Genomic DNA, 15,822 nt, shown 5'->3' with positions numbered 1-15,822 from the left:
GGTCATGGCTTGGTAGGTTTCGGGGCTGCGGGGTCGATGCGGACGATCTGCACCGTGCCGTTGCCGGGCTGCCCAGGTTGAGCGGGGAGGGCGGAGAAAACCACGATGATCTCTTCACCGGGTTCTTGCAGGCAGGAGACTGCGAGGGAGGCCTGTCGGATGGATTCGGCAGCGGCGCGATCCAGCTCACGGTTGCCCGAGCTCAGGCGAGCCCGGATCGCGCCGAAGCTGCCGTCCTGCCGCGTTGTCAGCAGTATCGAGAATTCTTTCGGCGCGGAGATGACCGTGCCGGCGGGCAATTTGACCGGGGTCGCACCCGCCAGGTCTTCGGGGGTGCAGGCCGCGTTTGCCACCGCCCAGGGCGAAAGGCCCAGCAGCAACAGTGCGGGCAAAGACGTACGCATCATCCGACGCTTCCCTCCAGCGAGACTTCCAGCAGCTTCTTGGCTTCCACCGCGAACTCCATCGGCAGTTCGCGGAACACCTGCTTGCAGAAGCCGTCGACGATCATCGACACCGCGTCTTCCTGGCTGATGCCACGGGCGCGGCAGTAGAACAGCTGGTCGTCGGAGATCTTGGAGGTGGTGGCCTCGTGTTCGACGGTGGCGCCCGGGTTCTTCACCTCGATGTAGGGGAAGGTGTGGGCGCCGCACTGCTTGCCGATCAGCAGCGAATCGCACTGGGTATAGTTGCGCGCGCCATCGGCGTTGCGGTCGACCTTGACCAGGCCGCGGTAGGTGTTCTGGCCGCGGCCGGCGCTGATGCCCTTGCTGACGATCTTGCTCTTGGTACGCTTGCCGACGTGGATCATCTTGGTGCCGGTGTCGGCCTGCTGGCGGTGGTGGGTCAAGGCAACCGAGTGGAACTCACCGACCGAGTCGTCGCCCAGCAGCACGCAGGACGGGTACTTCCAGGTGATCGCCGAGCCGGTCTCGACCTGGGTCCAGGTGACCTTGCTGCGCGCGCCACGGCATTCGGCACGCTTGGTGACGAAGTTGTAGATGCCGCCGACACCGTTCTCGTCGCCCGGGTACCAGTTCTGCACGGTGGAGTACTTGATCTCCGCGTCTTCCAGCGCGACCAGCTCGACCACCGCCGCGTGCAGCTGGTTCTCGTCGCGCATCGGCGCGGTGCAGCCTTCCAGGTAGGACACGTAGGCCTTGTCCTCGCACACGATCAGGGTGCGCTCGAACTGGCCGGTGTGGCCGGCGTTGATGCGGAAATAGGTGCTCAGTTCCATCGGGCAGCGCACGCCCTTGGGGATGAACACGAAGCTGCCATCGGAGAACACCGCCGAGTTGAGCGCGGCGAAGTAGTTGTCGCCCACCGGCACCACGGTGCCCAGGTACTGGCGGACCAGCTCCGGGTGTTCCTTGATGGCCTCGGACATCGAGCAGAAGATGATGCCCTTCTCGGCCAGTTCCTTGCGGAACGTGGTGCCGACGGACACCGAGTCGAACACCGCGTCCACTGCCACGCCGGCCAGCTTGGCACGCTCGTGCAGCGGCACGCCCAGCTTGTCGTAGGTGTCGAGCAGTTCCTTCGGCACGTCATCCAGCGAGGCGTACTTCGGGCCCTTCGGCGCGGAGTAGTAGCTGAGCGCCTGCAGGTCGATCGGCGCGATCTCCAGCTTGGCCCAGTCCGGCATCGGCATGGTCAGGAAGTGGCGGTAGGCGTCCAGGCGCCACTGCGTCATCCACTCCGGCTCTTCCTTCTTGGCCGACAGGGCACGGATGGTGTCCTCGTCCAGGCCCGGGGGCAGGGAGTCCGATTCGATCTCGGTGATGAAGCCGGCCGAATACTTGCGGCCGAGCTGCTCGTGGATCTCGCGGTTGGGGGTGTCGTCGTGGGCGACGTTTTCGATGGTTTCGGTGGCCATGGGGGGCTGCCTACGGATCAGGAGACGACGTCGACAGCGATGGTGCGGCGCTGTTCGTCATCGGCAAGGGGGAGAGGGGGCAGGATCTGCGCGAGGGTGACATCGCGCAGGGCCTCGGAGACCACGTCGTTGATCAGCCGCCAGCTGCTGCGCGCGCCGCACTTGGGCGCCATGCCGCACTGGTGGTGGTCGTGGCTGCATTCGGTCAGGGCCAGCGGCCCTTCCATCGCTTCGACCACTTCGAACAGCGAGATCTCGATGGCCGGGCGGGTCAGGCGGTAGCCACCACGGACACCGCGCAGGCCTTCGACCAGGCCGGCCTGGGCCAGCGGCTTGAGCACCTTGCTGACGGTGGGCGGCTCCAGGCCGGTGAATTCGGCCAGCTCGGTGGCACTGAGCACCTCGCCCGGACGGGCGGCAAGCACGGTCAGTACCACGGTGGCGTAATCGGTGAGCTTGGTGACACGCAACATGGGAATGCGAGCGGTTCTTAAAGCGGACTGAAATTGTACGCTTTTATTCGCCGGCATCCAACCCGGGCATTCAGCCGGCGCTGGGACGGACCGGGACGACGCACCAGGGCCACTGCCGGGGCGCCATGCTGCGCCAACGGGGTGATTTTCGCAATCACCCGGAATGGGCGAGAATCAACGTTCCTTTCGCTGCAGACCTCCCTTGCCGATGCCCAAGAAGATCCAAGCCCGCAAGTCCGCCATCCACGGCAACGGTGTGTTTTCCGTGGCCCCGATCAAGCAGGGCGAGCGCGTGATCCAGTACAAGGGCCTGCTGCGCAGCCACGGCGACGTTGATGCCGATGACAGCGGCGACGTCGAAAGTGGCCATACCTTCCTGTTCACCCTCAACGACGACTGGGTGATCGATGCCAACTACAAGGGCAACGACGCGCGCTGGATCAACCACAGCTGCGACCCGAACTGCGAGGCGGTGATCGAGGAAGACGAGGACGGTGACAGCCGCGGTGACAAGGTCTTCATCGAGGCGCTGCGTGACATCAAGGCCGGTGAGGAACTGACCTACAACTACGGCATCACCCTGGCCGAGCGCCACACCGCCAAGCTGAAGAAGATCTGGGAGTGCCGTTGCGGCTCGCCCAAGTGCACCGGCACCATGCTGCAGCCCAAGCGCTGACCCGCAGCGGGTAGTGCCGGCCGCTGGCCGGCACACATGTGAAAAGCGTGCCGGCCAGCGGCCGGCACTACCTTATTTGCCCAGCACGCCTGCCGGCACCAGGTTGCCCAGGTTCTGGTTGAAGGTGACCACCAGCTTGCCGTTCTTCACCTGTGCCGACTGCACCTGCAGGGCGCCGAGCACCCCGGCCACGGCAGGATCCAGCTTGTAGATCGGCTCGCGCTGGGCGTAGTCGCTCAGCCAGGCATTGAGCAGGCCGCGGGTACGCGAGTCCAGACGACCGCCCTGGTTGGCGGGGGTGAAGTCATCCACGCTCGGCTGCTGCAGGTGGAAGCCCTGGGTCTGAGCGTCGTAGCGCAGGCCGCTGCTGAGCTTCACCGTACCCAGTCTGGCCGGATTGCCACCGGCGGTGGCCAGTGCCACGTCCATGCCGAGGTTCAAGCGCTCGCCGGCCGGGAGGCTCAGCTGGGGGTGGCTCATGGTCAGGGCGATCAGTCCGCCCAGGGCGTCCTGGGTGCGCGGGAAGCTGCCATCGAGGTACTGCTGCACATCGCTGGCGCCCACCGACAGTTCACGGCCGGAAATGGAAGGGGCGGCCTGGGCACCGATCGCGGCTGCGATCAGTACGGTGGAGGCGGCGAGGCGGGTCATCAGGGAACGCAGGCGCATGGCGGTGACCGCTGGATAGGGAATGGATGGGGGAAAGAGTAGCCGGGGCGGCTGAATCGTGCGTGCATGCCGCTGCAACGGTTCAGTCCAGCGTTGGCCGCAGCTGCGCCGACTGGATCTGCCAGGCGCGGCCATCGGGGCTGGGCTGCACGCGGTACCAGCCGCCGAAGCGGAAGGTGCCCTGTGCGGTGGTCGCGCGGATCCGCACCGGCACCTCCAGCAACCGGGATGGCTGCCGGTCGTCGCGTGCCAGCGGGGGTCCGCTGTCCAGGCGCAGCGTGCGCAGGTCCTGCAACTGGCGTATCGCAGCGTCATCTGCGCGGTGCGGATCGGCCGGTGGAATCGCCCATGCCGCGTCGCTGGCGCTGCGGTTGCGGTTGAGCAGCGCGATCACGTAGCGGTTGAGCATCACCGATGGTGGTTCGGCGTCGGCAGCGACCGCGGCGAACAGCGGATCGATCGTTGCCGACTGCAGCGGCGCTGCGTCGGTGTCTGCAACGGCCTGTGCTCCAGCGCTGGCTGGCGCTGGCGCAGGCGCAACGTCCGGTTGTGCAGCGGGCCTGGAGCAGCCCAGCAGCACCAGTGGCGCGATCATGAAAAGGGTCCTGCGCATGCCTCCTCCCCGAGGCGACGTGGAGAAGGCAGTGTATCGACTGCGCTCCGGTCAGCGGGAGGTGGGCAACTGCTCCAGTGCATCCAGCGCCGGCAGCACCTGCCCGGCGATGGCGGCCAACGCGTGTCCATCGGTTTCGGCGTGGCGCTGCACGATGTCGCGCAGCAGCTGGGTGGCAATCACCAGGGTCGCGCGTTCATCGCCGCTGAGCCCGGCGGTGCGCGGTGCCGCTTCCAGCAGGCGCATCAGATCGCGGCTGGCGCGATGTTCCAGTTCGATGGTGCAACGCCCGGTGCACTGCACCCCGTCCTTTTCGATGGGGGTCACCGAGATCCGGTAGCGGGTGGAGGGGCTGGCCATGAGGGGATGCTCGCCGTAGCTGTGGAGGATGTGCCAACGATAGGCAAGGCCACGGCCGGCGACGACGGCCGGCGCTGCACGCAGTGTTCCACCCGGTACGTTCCGGCACCGCCGCAGGCCGGGCCCAGCCAATGGCGACGGGCCTGCACGGGCATTCCCGGGGATGCGGCAACGCTGTGTTGCGGGCCGTGGTTGGGACAAAAAAAACGGGACGGCCAGAGCCGTCCCGTCGGAATCCGCGTTGGGGCGCGCGCTTACAGCGCGGCGTCCTTCAGCTTCTTCAGCGGACGCACCTTCAGCTTGGTGGTGGCCGGCTTGGCGGCGAACCACTGTTCTTCCTTGGTGAACGGGTTGATGCCCTTGCGCTTCGGCTTGGCCGGCACATTGACGGTGGTGATCTTCAGCAGGCCCGGCAGGGTGAAGGAGCCAGCGCCCTTCTTGTGCACCGAGGATGCGACGGCGCTTTCCAGCGAGGCCAGCACAGCGCGGACGTCCTTGGCGATGACGCCGGAGGCTTCAGCGATGTGTGCAACCAGGCCGGACTTGGTCAGCACTTCCTTGATCGGCTTCGGAGCGGCCGGCTTGGCGGCTGCCTTCGTCGCGACTTTCTTCACTGCCTTCTTCGGGGCAGCCTTCTTAGCGGTCTTTGCCATGGTTTCCTGTTCCGTGAACGGTTGGTTGTTTGGTCGGCGCCGAACCCCGTCGGCAAGCGCAATGTAGGGCAACTCTCGGGCGCCGCCAATAGCCCGAAGCGCGGAAAGTGCATGTTTTTTCATATCCAGGCCGATTCAGTACATGGCCGGCGATGGGGGGCGGGGGTGTCGGGACGCGGCTGGCCGCCAGCGCCCGGTCATCGGCGGAATTCGCGAAACCACTGAAAACAAGGGGGAAATGCGTTTCCGGCTGGTGAAGAAGTGTCCATCCGCCCGGCGCCCGGCGCCGGAGCGACGTGGCGCGTGCGGCGGAGCGACGCAGGGCTAACGCGCCACGTGCGAGGGTGATCGTTCATCACCGTCACGCAGGAGCAGCACATGGGAATCTCGCGACACGCCACCGCGCACTGGGAAGGCGACCTGAAGTCGGGCAAGGGGCAGTTGAGCACGCCGCAGAGTGGGTTGCTGGACAAGACCCGCTACGGCTTCAACAGCCGCTTCGGCGACGAGAAGGGCACCAATCCGGAAGAACTGATCGCTGCCGCGCATGCCGGCTGCTTCACCATGGCGCTGTCGGCCAAGCTGGGCGAAGCCGGCTTCACCCCGACCTCGCTGGATACCGAAGCCAAGGTCGATCTGTCGCTGGAAGGCGGCCCGCAGCTGTCGCAGATCCGGTTGAAAGTGAAGGCCGTTGTGCCGGGCATCGACGCGGCGAAATTCCGCGCGATTGCCGATGACGCCAAGCAGAACTGCCCGGTGTCCAAGGCGTTGAGCGCGGTGCCGATCAGCCTGGACGCCGAGCTGGGTTGAGCCATGCGACTGTAGAGCCGAGCCTGCGCTCGGCTCCCGCAGCGGTCCTGATCCAGACGAACAGCAGCCGAGCGTGGGCTCGGCTCTACAGGGGCCCTTTACCAATCGATGGTGCCGGTGATGACGGTCTGCACCTGGCCACCGGACCAGACCTCGCCGTCCTCATCGACCAGCAGGGTCAGGCGCGCATCGTGGCCGACTTCGCGGCCCTGGCTGACTTCGAACGGTGCACGGCCCCGGGGCAGGGCCTCGCGCAGGTCCAGCCACGCGGCCAACACGGCGTTGGCCGCACCCGAGGCGGCGTCTTCGAAGCGGCGACCGTTACCGACGAAGGCGCGCACCGCCAGATCGAACCCTTCGCTGCCATCGCTGAAGGCATAGGCGAACACGCCCATGCTGTCGGTGGATTCAGCCAATGCGGCCACCGCATCCCAGTCCGGACGCAGGGCGCGCAACGCGGCTTCATCGGCCACCTGCACCACCCACCAGCTGCGGCCACCCTGCATGCGTGCCGGCGGCAGTGTGCCCAGTGGCCAGCCCCCCAGTGCTGCCTGCAGGCGCGGATCGGTGGCCTCGGCGGTCTCGGCCAGCTGCGCGCGCGGGGTGCGGATGGCGATGCGCTGCTGCGCACCTTCACCACTGACGCGCAGCGGCAGCGCACCGGCAATGCCGTCCTGGACCAGCACACCGTCGACCGGTACGGCCAGGCCCGCCTGCAGCACCGCATGCGCGGTGCCGACGCTGGGATGGCCCGCGAACGGGACTTCCTTCTGCGGGCTGAACATGCGCAACCGATAGCTGGCGCCGGGCGCCTGCGGCGGAAACACGAAGGTGGTCTCGGGCAGGCGCGTCCAGCGCGCGATGGCCTGCATGCCGGCGTCGTCCAGCCCCTCGGCATCGAGCACCACGGCCAAAGGGTTACCGGCGCCGGCGCGCGGGGAGAACACATCCAGCTGCAGGAAACGGCGGGTGGTCATCAGGGAGAAACTCCAGAATCGGGTGGCGCGCAGCTTAACGCGCCGTTGTAGAGCCGAGCCCATGCTCGGCTGCCTTGTGGTGGGCCACAGCCGAGCATGGGCTCGGCTCTACAGCCAATGGATGTGGCCGTCGATCACGCACTGCACCTGGCCGCCAATCCACACCGTGCCCTGCGCATCGACCTGCACCTGCACGCGGCCATCGCGGCCCACTTCGCGGCCCTGGCTGGCCACGTAGCGGCCCTCGCGGCCGGGCAGGGCATCGCGCTGCCGCAGCCAGGCGCCGATCAGCGCATTGGCGCTGCCGGTCACCGGATCCTCGGGCACGCTGGGCGCATCAGCAGGGCAGAACGCGCGCACCACGCGGGTGTGGTCGGTACCGGCTTCATCGGCGAACAGCGCCACGCCAGTGGCATCGGTCGACCGACTCCAACCGGCCAGCGCGGCCATGTCCGGCACCAGGCTGCGCACGGCGGCGGCATCGCGCAGCGGCAGCAGCCACCAGCGTGCGCCGTTGTCCCACAGTTCCGGTGCGTGGCCATCGGCAGCCAGCGCCAGCAGCCCCGCGGGTGTCGCGTCGGCTGCCGTTGCCAGCTGCCGGGCGGGAGGGCTGGCCAGCTGGATCTCCAGTGCTTCGGCCGGGCCGCTCACCTGTACCGGCAACAATCCGGCCGCGCACTGCTGGACCAGCGCGCCGTCGCGCGGCTGGGCCAGGCCGCAGGTCGCCGCCACCCACGCCGCACCGACGCTGGGATGCCCGGCGAACGCCAGTTCCCGGGTCGGGGTGAAGATGCGGATGTGGTAGTCGGCGCCGGGCGCGCTGGGGCGCAGGAAGAACACCGTCTCGGACAGGTTCAGCCAGGCGGCCAGGGCCTGCATCTGCTCGCCGGAGAGCCCATCGGCGTCCAGGATGGCGCCCAGTGGGTTGCCGGTGCCGGGGCGGGGGGCGAAGACATCGAGCTGCAGGTAACGGAGGACGGCCATCTACGGGGATATTGCGCTTAGAATCAAAGGTTCCGCCCCCGAGGGCGGCTTCCCCACATTCTACATAGCCAATCCATGTCAGCTTCCCCCCTTGTCGATCGTTGGATCGTACTGAAGTTCGGCGGCACCTCGGTGTCGCGTCGTCATCGCTGGGACACGATCGGGAAGCTGGCGAAAAAACGTGCGGAAGAGACCGGCTCGCGCGTGCTGGTGGTGGTTTCGGCGCTGTCCGGGGTCACCAATGAGCTGACTGCGATCGCCGATGGCGCGCCGGACAGCCGTGATCGCGTGGCGGCGCTGGTCGAGCGCCACGAGGGCTTCCTGGTTGAACTCGGCCTGGGCCGCGAGGTGCTGGCCGAACGCCTGGCGGCGCTGCAGGGCCTGTTGGACGATGCGCGCGCCGCGACCCGCCCGCTGGACTGGCAGGCCGAAGTGCTGGGCCAGGGCGAGCTGCTGTCCTCCACCCTGGGTGCGGCCTACCTGCGCGCGTCGGGCCTGGACATGGGCTGGATGGACGCGCGCCAGTGGCTGGACGCGATGCCGCCGCAGCCGAACCAGAGCGACTGGTCGCAGCGCCTGTCGGTGAACTGCCAGTGGCGTGCCGACGCAGAGTGGATGCAGCGCTTCCGTGCGCAGCCGGCCCGCCTGCTGATCACCCAGGGCTTCATCTCGCGTCACGCCGATGGCGGCACCGCCATCCTCGGCCGCGGCGGCTCGGATACCTCGGCGGCGTACTTCGGCGCATTGCTGGGTGCCAGCCGCGTGGAGATCTGGACCGACGTGCCGGGCATGTTCAGCGCCAACCCGAAGGACGTGCCAGACGCGCGCCTGCTGACCCGCCTGGACTATTACGAGGCGCAGGAAATCGCAACGACCGGTGCCAAGGTGCTGCATCCGCGCTCGATCAAGCCGTGCCGCGATGCCGGCGTGCCGATGGCCATCCTCGATACCGAGCGCCCGGAACTGCCGGGCACCAGCATCGATGGCAGCGCTGCGCCGGTGCCGGGCGTAAAGGCGATCAGCCGCCGCAACGGCATCGTGCTGGTGTCGATGGAAGGCATCGGCATGTGGCAGCAGGTCGGCTTCCTGGCCGATGTGTTCAACCTGTTCAAGAAGCACGGCCTGTCGGTGGACCTGATCGGTTCGGCCGAGACCAACGTCACCGTGTCGCTGGACCCGTCCGAGAACCTGGTCAACACCGATGTGCTGGCCGCGCTGTCGGCCGACCTGTCGCAGATCTGCAAGGTGAAGGTGATCGTGCCATGCGCGGCGATCACCCTGGTCGGCCGTGGCATGCGCTCGCTGCTGCACAAGCTGTCGGATGTGTGGGCCACGTTCGGCCGTGAGCGCGTGCACATGATCTCGCAGTCGTCCAACGACCTGAACCTGACCTTCGTCATCGACGAAGCCGATGCCGATGGCCTGCTGCCGATCCTGCACGCCGAGCTGATCGACAGCGGTGCGATGCCGGTGGAAGAGACCGAAGTGTTTGGCCCGCGCTGGCGCGAGATCGCCGGCACGGTGCGCCCGCGCGGCACGCCATGGTGGCGCGGCCAGCGCGCGCACCTGCTGCAGCTGGCCGATGCCGGTACGCCGCGCTACGTCTATCACCTGCCGACCGTGCGCGCCCGCGCGCGCGCGCTGGCCGCGATCAAGCCGATCGACCAGCGTTACTACGCGATCAAGGCCAACAGCCACCCGGCCATCCTGCAGCTGCTGGAAGCCGAAGGTTTCGGCCTCGAGTGCGTATCGCACGGCGAGCTGAAGCACGTGTTCCAGCACCTGCCGGAACTGTCGCCCAAGCGCGTGCTGTTCACCCCCAGCTTCTGCCCGCGCAGCGAGTACGAAGCCGCATTCGCGCTGGGCGTGACCGTCACCGTCGACAACGTTGAAGCGCTGCAGCGCTGGCCGGACCTGTTCCGTAACCGGGAGCTGTGGCTGCGTGTCGACCTGGGCCGTGGCGAAGGCCACCATGCCAAGGTCCGTACCGGCGGCAAGGACTCCAAGTTCGGCCTGCCGATCGCCCGCGTCGATGAGTTCGTGCGCGCGGCCACCGATCTGGGCAGCCGCGTGGTCGGCCTGCACGCGCACCTCGGCAGTGGCGTGGAAACCGCGCAGCACTGGCGCCTGATGTGCGATGAGCTGGCCGGCTTCGCCCGCCGCATCGGCAGCGTGCACACCATCGATATCGGCGGCGGCCTGCCGATTCCGTACAGCGACGAAGACGAGCCGTTCGACCTGGACGCCTGGGCCGAGGGCCTGGCCGAAGTCAAGGCGCTGCATCCGGCATTCCGCCTGGCGATCGAGCCGGGCCGCTACCTGGTGGCCGAGTCCGGCGTGCTGCTGACCCATGTCACCCAGGTGGTGGAGAAGGACGGCGTGCGCCGCGTCGGCCTGGATGCCGGCATGAACGCACTGATGCGGCCGGCCCTGTACGACGCCTGGCACGACATCGAGAACCTCAGCCGCCAGGGCGGTTATGCCGAAGCGGCGTTCGACGTGGTCGGCCCGATCTGCGAATCCAGCGATGTGTTCGGCAAGCGCCGCAAGCTGCCGGTGTCGACCGCGCCGGACGACGTGATGCTGATTGCCGACGCCGGCGCGTACGGCTATTCGATGGCCAACACCTACAACCAGCGGATGCTGCCGCGCGAAGACGTGATCGAATGACCACCGCGCGCGCCCTGCACCCGCCCACCGACACGCCCCGCGCTATCGCGCGGGCCCGTGCCTGACCGGATACACCATGACTGCTTTCGACAAACACCAGGTTTCCCGCTTCCGCTTCGTCCGCTGCGAATTCGCCGCGGAGACCGGCGTGGCCAGGCTGGTCTACGCCTTCGATGACGGCCCGGAGATGGTGGAAACCATCACCGTGCCGGGCGCCCCGTTCGTGCTGGACCAGGCGCGTACCGCCGCCGTGCAGCGCGCGCTGCAGCTGCTGCACCTGATCGCCGGTGTCAGCTATTACAAGGCCGGGGTGCCGGAGACGGTCAGCATCGACAGCTACGCCATCGATGCCGACACCGCTGCGCTGGTGGAGACGGTCTACCTCAACGGCCTGGGCGAATTCGCCTACCGCAACGGCCTGAACCTGCGCGGTCGCTTCCGCCTGCCGGTGCAGGGCGAAGCGGTGCAGGCGCCGGCACTGGGCCTGCAGCCGCACGCGCTGGTGGCCATCGGCGGTGGCAAGGATTCGCTGGTCAGCATCGAAGCGCTGCGCCGTGCCGGCGTGGACGAAACGGTGACCTGGATCGGTGGTTCGCAGCTGATCCGCGCCTGTGCCGAGCGTACCGGCCTGCCGACGCTGAATCTGGGCCGCGCGCTGGCGCCGGAACTGTTCGAGCTCAACCGCCAAGGCGCCTGGAATGGCCATATCCCGGTCACTGCAGTGAACTCGGCGATCATGGTGCTGGCCGCGCTGCTGCAGGGCGTGGACCAGGTGGTGTTCTCCAACGAGCGCTCGGCCAGCTACGGCAGCCAGATTCCCGGCACCGGCGAAGTGAACCACCAGTGGTCCAAGGGCTGGGCATTCGAGCAGGCGTTCGGCAGCCATGTGCAGAAACACGTCGCGGCGGACCTGCAGTACTACTCGCTGCTGCGCCCGATGTCCGAGCTGGCGGTGGCCCGCCAGTTCGCCAAGACCGATTTCTACGACGCGCATTTCTCCAGCTGCAACCGCAACTTCCACATCCTTGGCGAGCGCCCGGTGAACCGCTGGTGCGGCGTCTGCCCGAAGTGCCATTTCGTGTTCCTGGCGCTGGCCCCGTTCATGCCCAAGACGCGCCTGGTGCGCATCTTCGGCCGCAATCTGCTGGACGATGCCGAGCAGGCCGCCGGCTTCGATGCGCTGCTGGAATTCCAGGACCACAAGCCGTTCGAGTGCGTGGGCGAAGGCCGCGAATCGCGTGCGGCGATGGCGACCCTGGCGCAGCGCCCGGAGTGGAAGGAAGACGTGCTGGTGAAGCGCTTCTGCAATGAGATCCAGCCGCAGCTGGATGCCGCCGAACTGGAACTGGCACCGCTGCTGCAGTTGCAGGGCGAACACCGGGTTCCGGCCGCGCTGTGGGAACGGGTGCGTGAAGATTTCGAAGCTTGAAGGCAAGCGCGTTGCGCTGTGGGGCTGGGGCCGTGAGGGTCGCGCCGCGTTTTCGGTACTACGCGCGCGTCTGCCGACGCTTGGCCTGAGCCTGTTCTGCCCGGCCGCCGAGGCCGAGGCCGCGCGCGCGGAAACGCAGGGGCTGCTGGATGTGCGTGGCGAGCCCTCGGCCGAGGCGCTGGCCGCGTTCGACGTGGTCATCAAGTCGCCCGGCATCAGCCCCTACCAGCCGATCGCGCTGGCGGCGGCAGGGCAGGGCACCGCCTTCATCGGCGGCACCGCGCTGTGGTTTGCCGAACATGCGGGTGCCGATGGCATCGTGCACGACACCGTGTGCGTGACCGGCACCAAGGGCAAGAGCACCACCACCGCGCTGGTCGCGCACCTGCTGCGTGCCGCCGGCCACCGTACCGGCCTGGTCGGCAACATCGGCCTGCCGCTGCTGGAAGTGCTGGACCCGCAACCCGCACCCGAGTACTGGGCGGTGGAACTGTCCAGCTACCAGACCGGCGAAGTGGCGCGCAGTGGCGCCCATCCGCAGGTGGCGGTGGTGCTGAACCTGTTCCCCGAACACCTGGACTGGCACGGCAGCGAGCAGCGTTACATCGAAGACAAGCTGCGGCTGGTGACCGAAGCCGCGCCGCGCATCGCCGTGCTCAACGCCGCCGATCCCCATCTGGCCGCGCTGTCGTTGCCTGGCAGTGAAGTGGTCTGGTTCAACCAGCCTCAGGGCTGGCACATGCGTGGTGACATCGTGCATCGCGGCGAACAGGCGGTGTTCGATACCCGCAACACGCCGCTGCCGGGCCGCCACAACCGCGGCAACCTGTGCGCGGTGCTGGCCGCGCTGGAAGCGCTGGGCCTGGATGCCGTGGCGCTGGCGCCGGCGGTGCAGGATTTCCGGCCGCTGCCCAACCGCCTGCAGCGCATCGGCACGGCCGATGGCCTGACCTACATCAATGATTCGATCAGCACCACGCCGCACGCCAGCCTGGCCGCACTGGAATGTTTCGCCGGCCAGCGCATCGCGCTGCTGGTGGGCGGGCACGACCGTGGCCTGGACTGGACCGATTTCATGCAGCACATGGCGCACGACGTGCCGCCGGTGGAGATCGTGACGATGGGCAGCAACGGCCCGCGCATTCACGCGATGCTGCAGCCGCTGGCCGATGCCGGCCGCTTCGGGCTGCATGCGGCGGGTGATCTGCCGGAGGCGATGGCCTTGGCGCGCGCTGCGCTGGGTGCGCAGGGCGGGGTGGTGCTGCTGTCGCCGGGTGCGCCGAGCTTTGGTGCCTACCGCGATTACGTGGCCCGTGGACGCCATTTCGCCGAACTGGCCGGGTTCGACCCGGACAGCATCAGCGCGATTCCGGGCCTGGGCATCGGGTAAGAGGGCGGCCTCGATCTACGGTAGTGCCGGCCGCTGGCCGGCAACCCGGGGCACCGCTTCCACGCATGGCGTGGCTCTACTGAAGGGGCGCGTTACCATCGGCGCATTCCCGGACCGATTCGAGAAGCACGATGTGTACCTTCATCACCGTGTTCCTGCCCACGTCATTGCCGCACGACGCGGCCGCCGCGGTATTCACCCGCAGCGGCCGGCGCCTGTTCGCACAGGCGTCGCCCAGCCTGCAGGCGGCGGTGGGGCCCGGCTGGCAGCCGTGGTTGAGTGCCGCGCACTGCGATTGCGGCACGGCGCTCTCCTCGGTGCAGGCGGAGCCGGAATGGAAGGGCGATGCCGAGCGCTGGCGGAAAAAGGGCTGGAGCGAGGCGAAGATCGCCCGCGCGCTGGCCGAGCAGCTGGCGCGGCATGCGCAGGATCAGCAGGTGCGTCGCGATGACGCCCTGGGCGATGCCGGGCAATGGTTGCAGCGCATCGATGCCTTGTTGGGCGCGGGTGCGGTACGCATTGGCCTGCTGGTACGCGATTACGACGGTGCGGTGAACGCGCGGCAACCGGCGCCGCCGGAACGTCACTGGTCGCGGGCGACGTTGGCGACAGCGGATCTGCTGGCCTTCGCGCCGGGCACGTTGCATTGGATCGAGCGCGGGTAGCGCCGCCATTCACGCATGGCGTGGATCTACTGTAGAGCCGAGCCCATGCTCGGCTGGATTTCAGTCGTCCTGATCGATGAACGCGTAATCGCGGTCGATAAGCTCCTGCAGGTACGCATCGAAGCTCGGCGCGATCACCGCATAGCTGGCCGGATCATGCAGGTAGCGCACCACCTGGCCGACCGTGCCGCCCGGTGCCGGGTCGAAATCCAGATACAGCATCGAGGTGCCGCCGTTGTTCATGCAGTGCGAGAAGCACAGGCGGCGGTTCATCGGTAGATCGGCATCGATGCCGGCGCCGAGGATGTCCGGCTCGTCGTCCAGCCACTCCTCGTAGATGGAGCGGATGCTGTCGTCCCATTGCTGCTGGTCCTCGAAGATCTGCGCGACCGAGCGCAGGTAATACGGGTAGTCGCCCACATCCGAACCCAGCATCAGCACACAGACCTCGCCACCGGGGTACTCACGGAAGTGCGTGCCATCCACGCGCGACAGCAGGTCCACCAGGCTGTCCGGCACCTGCGGCCACTGCGCACGCAGGCGCTGCAGGTCTTCTGCGCTGGCGCCCTGCACACGGGCCCACTGCGGGGCATCGTCGGCGGGCAGGCGCGGGATCAGGCCGGACAGAAAGCGATCAACAGGGTTCATGCGAAAAAGGGGACGGAGGGGATTAAGTCGTATCCAACCACACCTGCGTCACGTCGCCAATGCAGAATGCGACGCGGGAGGGGCGAATACGGCTTAATCCCCTCCGTCCCCTTTTTCTTGCGGAGCAGGCGCATGAATCGTTGGCGATGCGGTGTGGCGGTGGTTCTGGGGCTGGCGGCGATGCCTGCCTGGGCGGCGATGAAGACGCAGCCGGTGGAGTGGAAGCACCAGGGCACAACTTTCAGTGGCGTGCTGGTCTACGACGACGGCGACCAGGACAAGCGCCCGGGCCTGGTGATGGTGCCGAACTGGAAGGGCGTCAACGCGTCGGCCATCGAAAAGGCCAAGCAGCTGGCCGGCGATGATTACGTGGTGCTGGTGGCCGATGTGTACGGCAAGGGCGTGCGGCCGAAGACCGATGCCGAGGCCGGCCCGGTCGCCAGCAAGCTGCGCAATGACCGGCCGCTGCTGCGGGCGCGCGCGCTGGAGGCGGTGAACGTGCTCAAGGCGCAGGCCGGCAAGGCGCCGCTGGATGCCAGCCGCATCGGTGCGGTCGGATTCTGCTTCGGTGGCACCACGGTGCTGGAACTGGCCCGTGCCGGTGCGCCACTGGCCGGTGTGGTCAGCCTGCATGGGGGGCTGGGTTCGCCGCTGCCGGCACAGGCCGGTGGCAGCCATCCCTCGGTGCTGGTGCTCAACGGTGCCGACGATAAGAGCGTGACCGCCGAGGATATCGGCAGCTTCCAGAAGGAAATGGACGCGGCCAAGGTCGACTGGGAATTCACCAACTACAGCGGTGCGGTGCACTGCTTTGCCGAGCGTGATGCCAACAGCCCGCCGGGCTGCCAGTACAACGAACGGGCGGCCAAGCGCGCGTGGAAGGCGCTGGATGCGTTCTTCGAGGAGCGGTTCGAGCAGCGGTAGTG

17 protein-coding genes are annotated in these 15,822 nt (G+C 67.7%); 7 read left to right on the top strand and 10 right to left on the bottom strand.

What is annotated here, in order from left to right:
- Nucleotides 1–2: 2 nt before the first annotated feature.
- The 3 genes from D7T59_RS19810 to D7T59_RS19800 are packed head-to-tail and all read right to left on the bottom strand — an operon-like array spanning nucleotide 3 to nucleotide 2,352.
- Nucleotides 3–407 carry a hypothetical protein gene (locus tag D7T59_RS19810; RefSeq protein WP_180851448.1) on the bottom strand — a complete coding sequence of 135 codons (405 nt, stop codon included), beginning with the start codon at nucleotides 405–407 and terminating at the stop codon, nucleotides 3–5.
- Entirely contained in the window at nucleotides 404–1,879 is a 1,476-nt protein-coding gene (gene sufB / locus D7T59_RS19805) for a Fe-S cluster assembly protein SufB (RefSeq protein ID WP_006423171.1), read from the bottom strand. The genes D7T59_RS19810 and sufB overlap by 4 nt, the downstream gene beginning before the upstream one ends.
- A gap of 17 nt (nucleotides 1,880–1,896) precedes the next feature.
- Nucleotides 1,897–2,352, bottom strand: coding sequence for an SUF system Fe-S cluster assembly regulator (locus D7T59_RS19800; protein ID WP_005408436.1), 456 nt, complete (start codon nucleotides 2,350–2,352; stop codon nucleotides 1,897–1,899).
- A 208-nt stretch (nucleotides 2,353–2,560) separates the two neighbouring features.
- Here D7T59_RS19800 and D7T59_RS19795 point away from each other — a divergent pair, with 208 nt between their 5' ends.
- Nucleotides 2,561–3,028: an SET domain-containing protein gene (locus tag D7T59_RS19795; protein WP_010483549.1), complete on the top strand. Its 468-nt coding sequence runs from the start codon at nucleotides 2,561–2,563 to the stop codon at nucleotides 3,026–3,028.
- 72 nt (nucleotides 3,029–3,100) lie between these two features.
- On the opposite strand, the gene D7T59_RS19790 is transcribed toward D7T59_RS19795, so the two are convergent.
- From D7T59_RS19790 to D7T59_RS19775, 4 genes are all read right to left on the bottom strand, one after another.
- The gene (locus tag D7T59_RS19790) at nucleotides 3,101–3,697 is read right to left on the bottom strand and encodes a YceB family lipoprotein (protein ID WP_014036282.1); all 597 of its coding nucleotides are present in this window, start codon (nucleotides 3,695–3,697) and stop codon (nucleotides 3,101–3,103) included.
- 82 nt (nucleotides 3,698–3,779) lie between these two features.
- Nucleotides 3,780–4,310 carry a hypothetical protein gene (locus D7T59_RS19785; protein WP_180851449.1) on the bottom strand — a complete coding sequence of 177 codons (531 nt, stop codon included), beginning with the start codon at nucleotides 4,308–4,310 and terminating at the stop codon, nucleotides 3,780–3,782.
- Between the two features lie 51 nt (nucleotides 4,311–4,361).
- The gene (locus D7T59_RS19780; protein WP_099553066.1) at nucleotides 4,362–4,670 is read right to left on the bottom strand and encodes a DUF3861 family protein; all 309 of its coding nucleotides are present in this window, start codon (nucleotides 4,668–4,670) and stop codon (nucleotides 4,362–4,364) included.
- Between the two features lie 254 nt (nucleotides 4,671–4,924).
- Nucleotides 4,925–5,323 (bottom strand): HU family DNA-binding protein, encoded by a 399-nt coding sequence (locus tag D7T59_RS19775; protein WP_010483539.1) that lies wholly within the window; start codon nucleotides 5,321–5,323, stop codon nucleotides 4,925–4,927.
- A 378-nt stretch (nucleotides 5,324–5,701) separates the two neighbouring features.
- Here D7T59_RS19775 and D7T59_RS19770 point away from each other — a divergent pair, with 378 nt between their 5' ends.
- A complete protein-coding gene (locus D7T59_RS19770) occupies nucleotides 5,702–6,133 on the top strand; it encodes an OsmC family protein (RefSeq protein WP_164137267.1) in 432 nt (143 codons plus the stop codon).
- Nucleotides 6,134–6,231: 98 nt separating this feature from the next.
- Here D7T59_RS19770 and D7T59_RS19765 read toward each other — a convergent pair whose 3' ends face one another.
- On the bottom strand, nucleotides 6,232–7,110 hold the full coding sequence (locus D7T59_RS19765) for a PhzF family phenazine biosynthesis protein (protein ID WP_180851450.1): 879 nt from the start codon (nucleotides 7,108–7,110) through the stop codon (nucleotides 6,232–6,234).
- A 108-nt stretch (nucleotides 7,111–7,218) separates the two neighbouring features.
- Complete coding sequence (locus D7T59_RS19760) at nucleotides 7,219–8,094, bottom strand: PhzF family phenazine biosynthesis protein (RefSeq protein ID WP_180851451.1); 876 nt, start codon at nucleotides 8,092–8,094, stop codon at nucleotides 7,219–7,221.
- Nucleotides 8,095–8,169: 75 nt separating this feature from the next.
- Here D7T59_RS19760 and D7T59_RS19755 point away from each other — a divergent pair, with 75 nt between their 5' ends.
- From D7T59_RS19755 to D7T59_RS19740, 4 genes are all read left to right on the top strand, one after another.
- Nucleotides 8,170–10,764: a bifunctional aspartate kinase/diaminopimelate decarboxylase gene (locus tag D7T59_RS19755; RefSeq protein WP_180851452.1), complete on the top strand. Its 2,595-nt coding sequence runs from the start codon at nucleotides 8,170–8,172 to the stop codon at nucleotides 10,762–10,764.
- A 76-nt stretch (nucleotides 10,765–10,840) separates the two neighbouring features.
- Nucleotides 10,841–12,193, top strand: a complete 1,353-nt coding sequence (gene murL / locus D7T59_RS19750; RefSeq protein WP_180851453.1) for a UDP-N-acetyl-alpha-D-muramoyl-L-alanyl-L-glutamate epimerase — start codon at nucleotides 10,841–10,843, stop codon at nucleotides 12,191–12,193.
- Complete coding sequence (gene murD, locus D7T59_RS19745) at nucleotides 12,174–13,583, top strand: UDP-N-acetylmuramoyl-L-alanine--D-glutamate ligase (RefSeq protein WP_180851454.1); 1,410 nt, start codon at nucleotides 12,174–12,176, stop codon at nucleotides 13,581–13,583. The genes murL and murD overlap by 20 nt, the downstream gene beginning before the upstream one ends.
- 131 nt (nucleotides 13,584–13,714) lie before the next feature.
- Complete coding sequence (locus D7T59_RS19740; protein ID WP_180851455.1) at nucleotides 13,715–14,248, top strand: hypothetical protein; 534 nt, start codon at nucleotides 13,715–13,717, stop codon at nucleotides 14,246–14,248.
- Between the two features lie 60 nt (nucleotides 14,249–14,308).
- Here the strand turns inward: D7T59_RS19740 and D7T59_RS19735 are convergent, their stop codons facing one another.
- On the bottom strand, nucleotides 14,309–14,896 hold the full coding sequence (locus D7T59_RS19735) for an SMI1/KNR4 family protein (protein WP_180851456.1): 588 nt from the start codon (nucleotides 14,894–14,896) through the stop codon (nucleotides 14,309–14,311).
- Between the two features lie 132 nt (nucleotides 14,897–15,028).
- Between D7T59_RS19735 and D7T59_RS19730 the strand changes: the two genes are divergently transcribed.
- Nucleotides 15,029–15,820 (top strand): dienelactone hydrolase family protein, encoded by a 792-nt coding sequence (locus D7T59_RS19730; protein WP_180851457.1) that lies wholly within the window; start codon nucleotides 15,029–15,031, stop codon nucleotides 15,818–15,820.
- The last annotated feature ends 2 nt before the right edge of the window (nucleotides 15,821–15,822 follow it).

Source organism: Stenotrophomonas maltophilia, assembly GCF_013464915.1.
Taxonomy (GTDB): Bacteria; Pseudomonadota; Gammaproteobacteria; order Xanthomonadales; family Xanthomonadaceae; genus Stenotrophomonas; species Stenotrophomonas maltophilia_AT.
This window is presented reverse-complemented; position numbering and strand designations above follow the sequence as displayed.

Coding starts and splice junctions, on each gene's coding strand:
- D7T59_RS19810 (WP_180851448.1), bottom strand. CDS start 407: ATGATGCGTACGTCTTTGCCCGCACTGTTGCTGCTGGGCCTTTCGCCC.
- sufB (WP_006423171.1), bottom strand. CDS start 1,879: ATGGCCACCGAAACCATCGAAAACGTCGCCCACGACGACACCCCCAAC.
- D7T59_RS19800 (WP_005408436.1), bottom strand. CDS start 2,352: ATGTTGCGTGTCACCAAGCTCACCGATTACGCCACCGTGGTACTGACC.
- D7T59_RS19795 (WP_010483549.1), top strand. CDS start 2,561: ATGCCCAAGAAGATCCAAGCCCGCAAGTCCGCCATCCACGGCAACGGT.
- D7T59_RS19790 (WP_014036282.1), bottom strand. CDS start 3,697: ATGCGCCTGCGTTCCCTGATGACCCGCCTCGCCGCCTCCACCGTACTG.
- D7T59_RS19785 (WP_180851449.1), bottom strand. CDS start 4,310: ATGCGCAGGACCCTTTTCATGATCGCGCCACTGGTGCTGCTGGGCTGC.
- D7T59_RS19780 (WP_099553066.1), bottom strand. CDS start 4,670: ATGGCCAGCCCCTCCACCCGCTACCGGATCTCGGTGACCCCCATCGAA.
- D7T59_RS19775 (WP_010483539.1), bottom strand. CDS start 5,323: ATGGCAAAGACCGCTAAGAAGGCTGCCCCGAAGAAGGCAGTGAAGAAA.
- D7T59_RS19770 (WP_164137267.1), top strand. CDS start 5,702: ATGGGAATCTCGCGACACGCCACCGCGCACTGGGAAGGCGACCTGAAG.
- D7T59_RS19765 (WP_180851450.1), bottom strand. CDS start 7,110: ATGACCACCCGCCGTTTCCTGCAGCTGGATGTGTTCTCCCCGCGCGCC.
- D7T59_RS19760 (WP_180851451.1), bottom strand. CDS start 8,094: ATGGCCGTCCTCCGTTACCTGCAGCTCGATGTCTTCGCCCCCCGCCCC.
- D7T59_RS19755 (WP_180851452.1), top strand. CDS start 8,170: ATGTCAGCTTCCCCCCTTGTCGATCGTTGGATCGTACTGAAGTTCGGC.
- murL (WP_180851453.1), top strand. CDS start 10,841: ATGACTGCTTTCGACAAACACCAGGTTTCCCGCTTCCGCTTCGTCCGC.
- D7T59_RS19740 (WP_180851455.1), top strand. CDS start 13,715: ATGTGTACCTTCATCACCGTGTTCCTGCCCACGTCATTGCCGCACGAC.
- D7T59_RS19735 (WP_180851456.1), bottom strand. CDS start 14,896: ATGAACCCTGTTGATCGCTTTCTGTCCGGCCTGATCCCGCGCCTGCCC.
- D7T59_RS19730 (WP_180851457.1), top strand. CDS start 15,029: ATGAATCGTTGGCGATGCGGTGTGGCGGTGGTTCTGGGGCTGGCGGCG.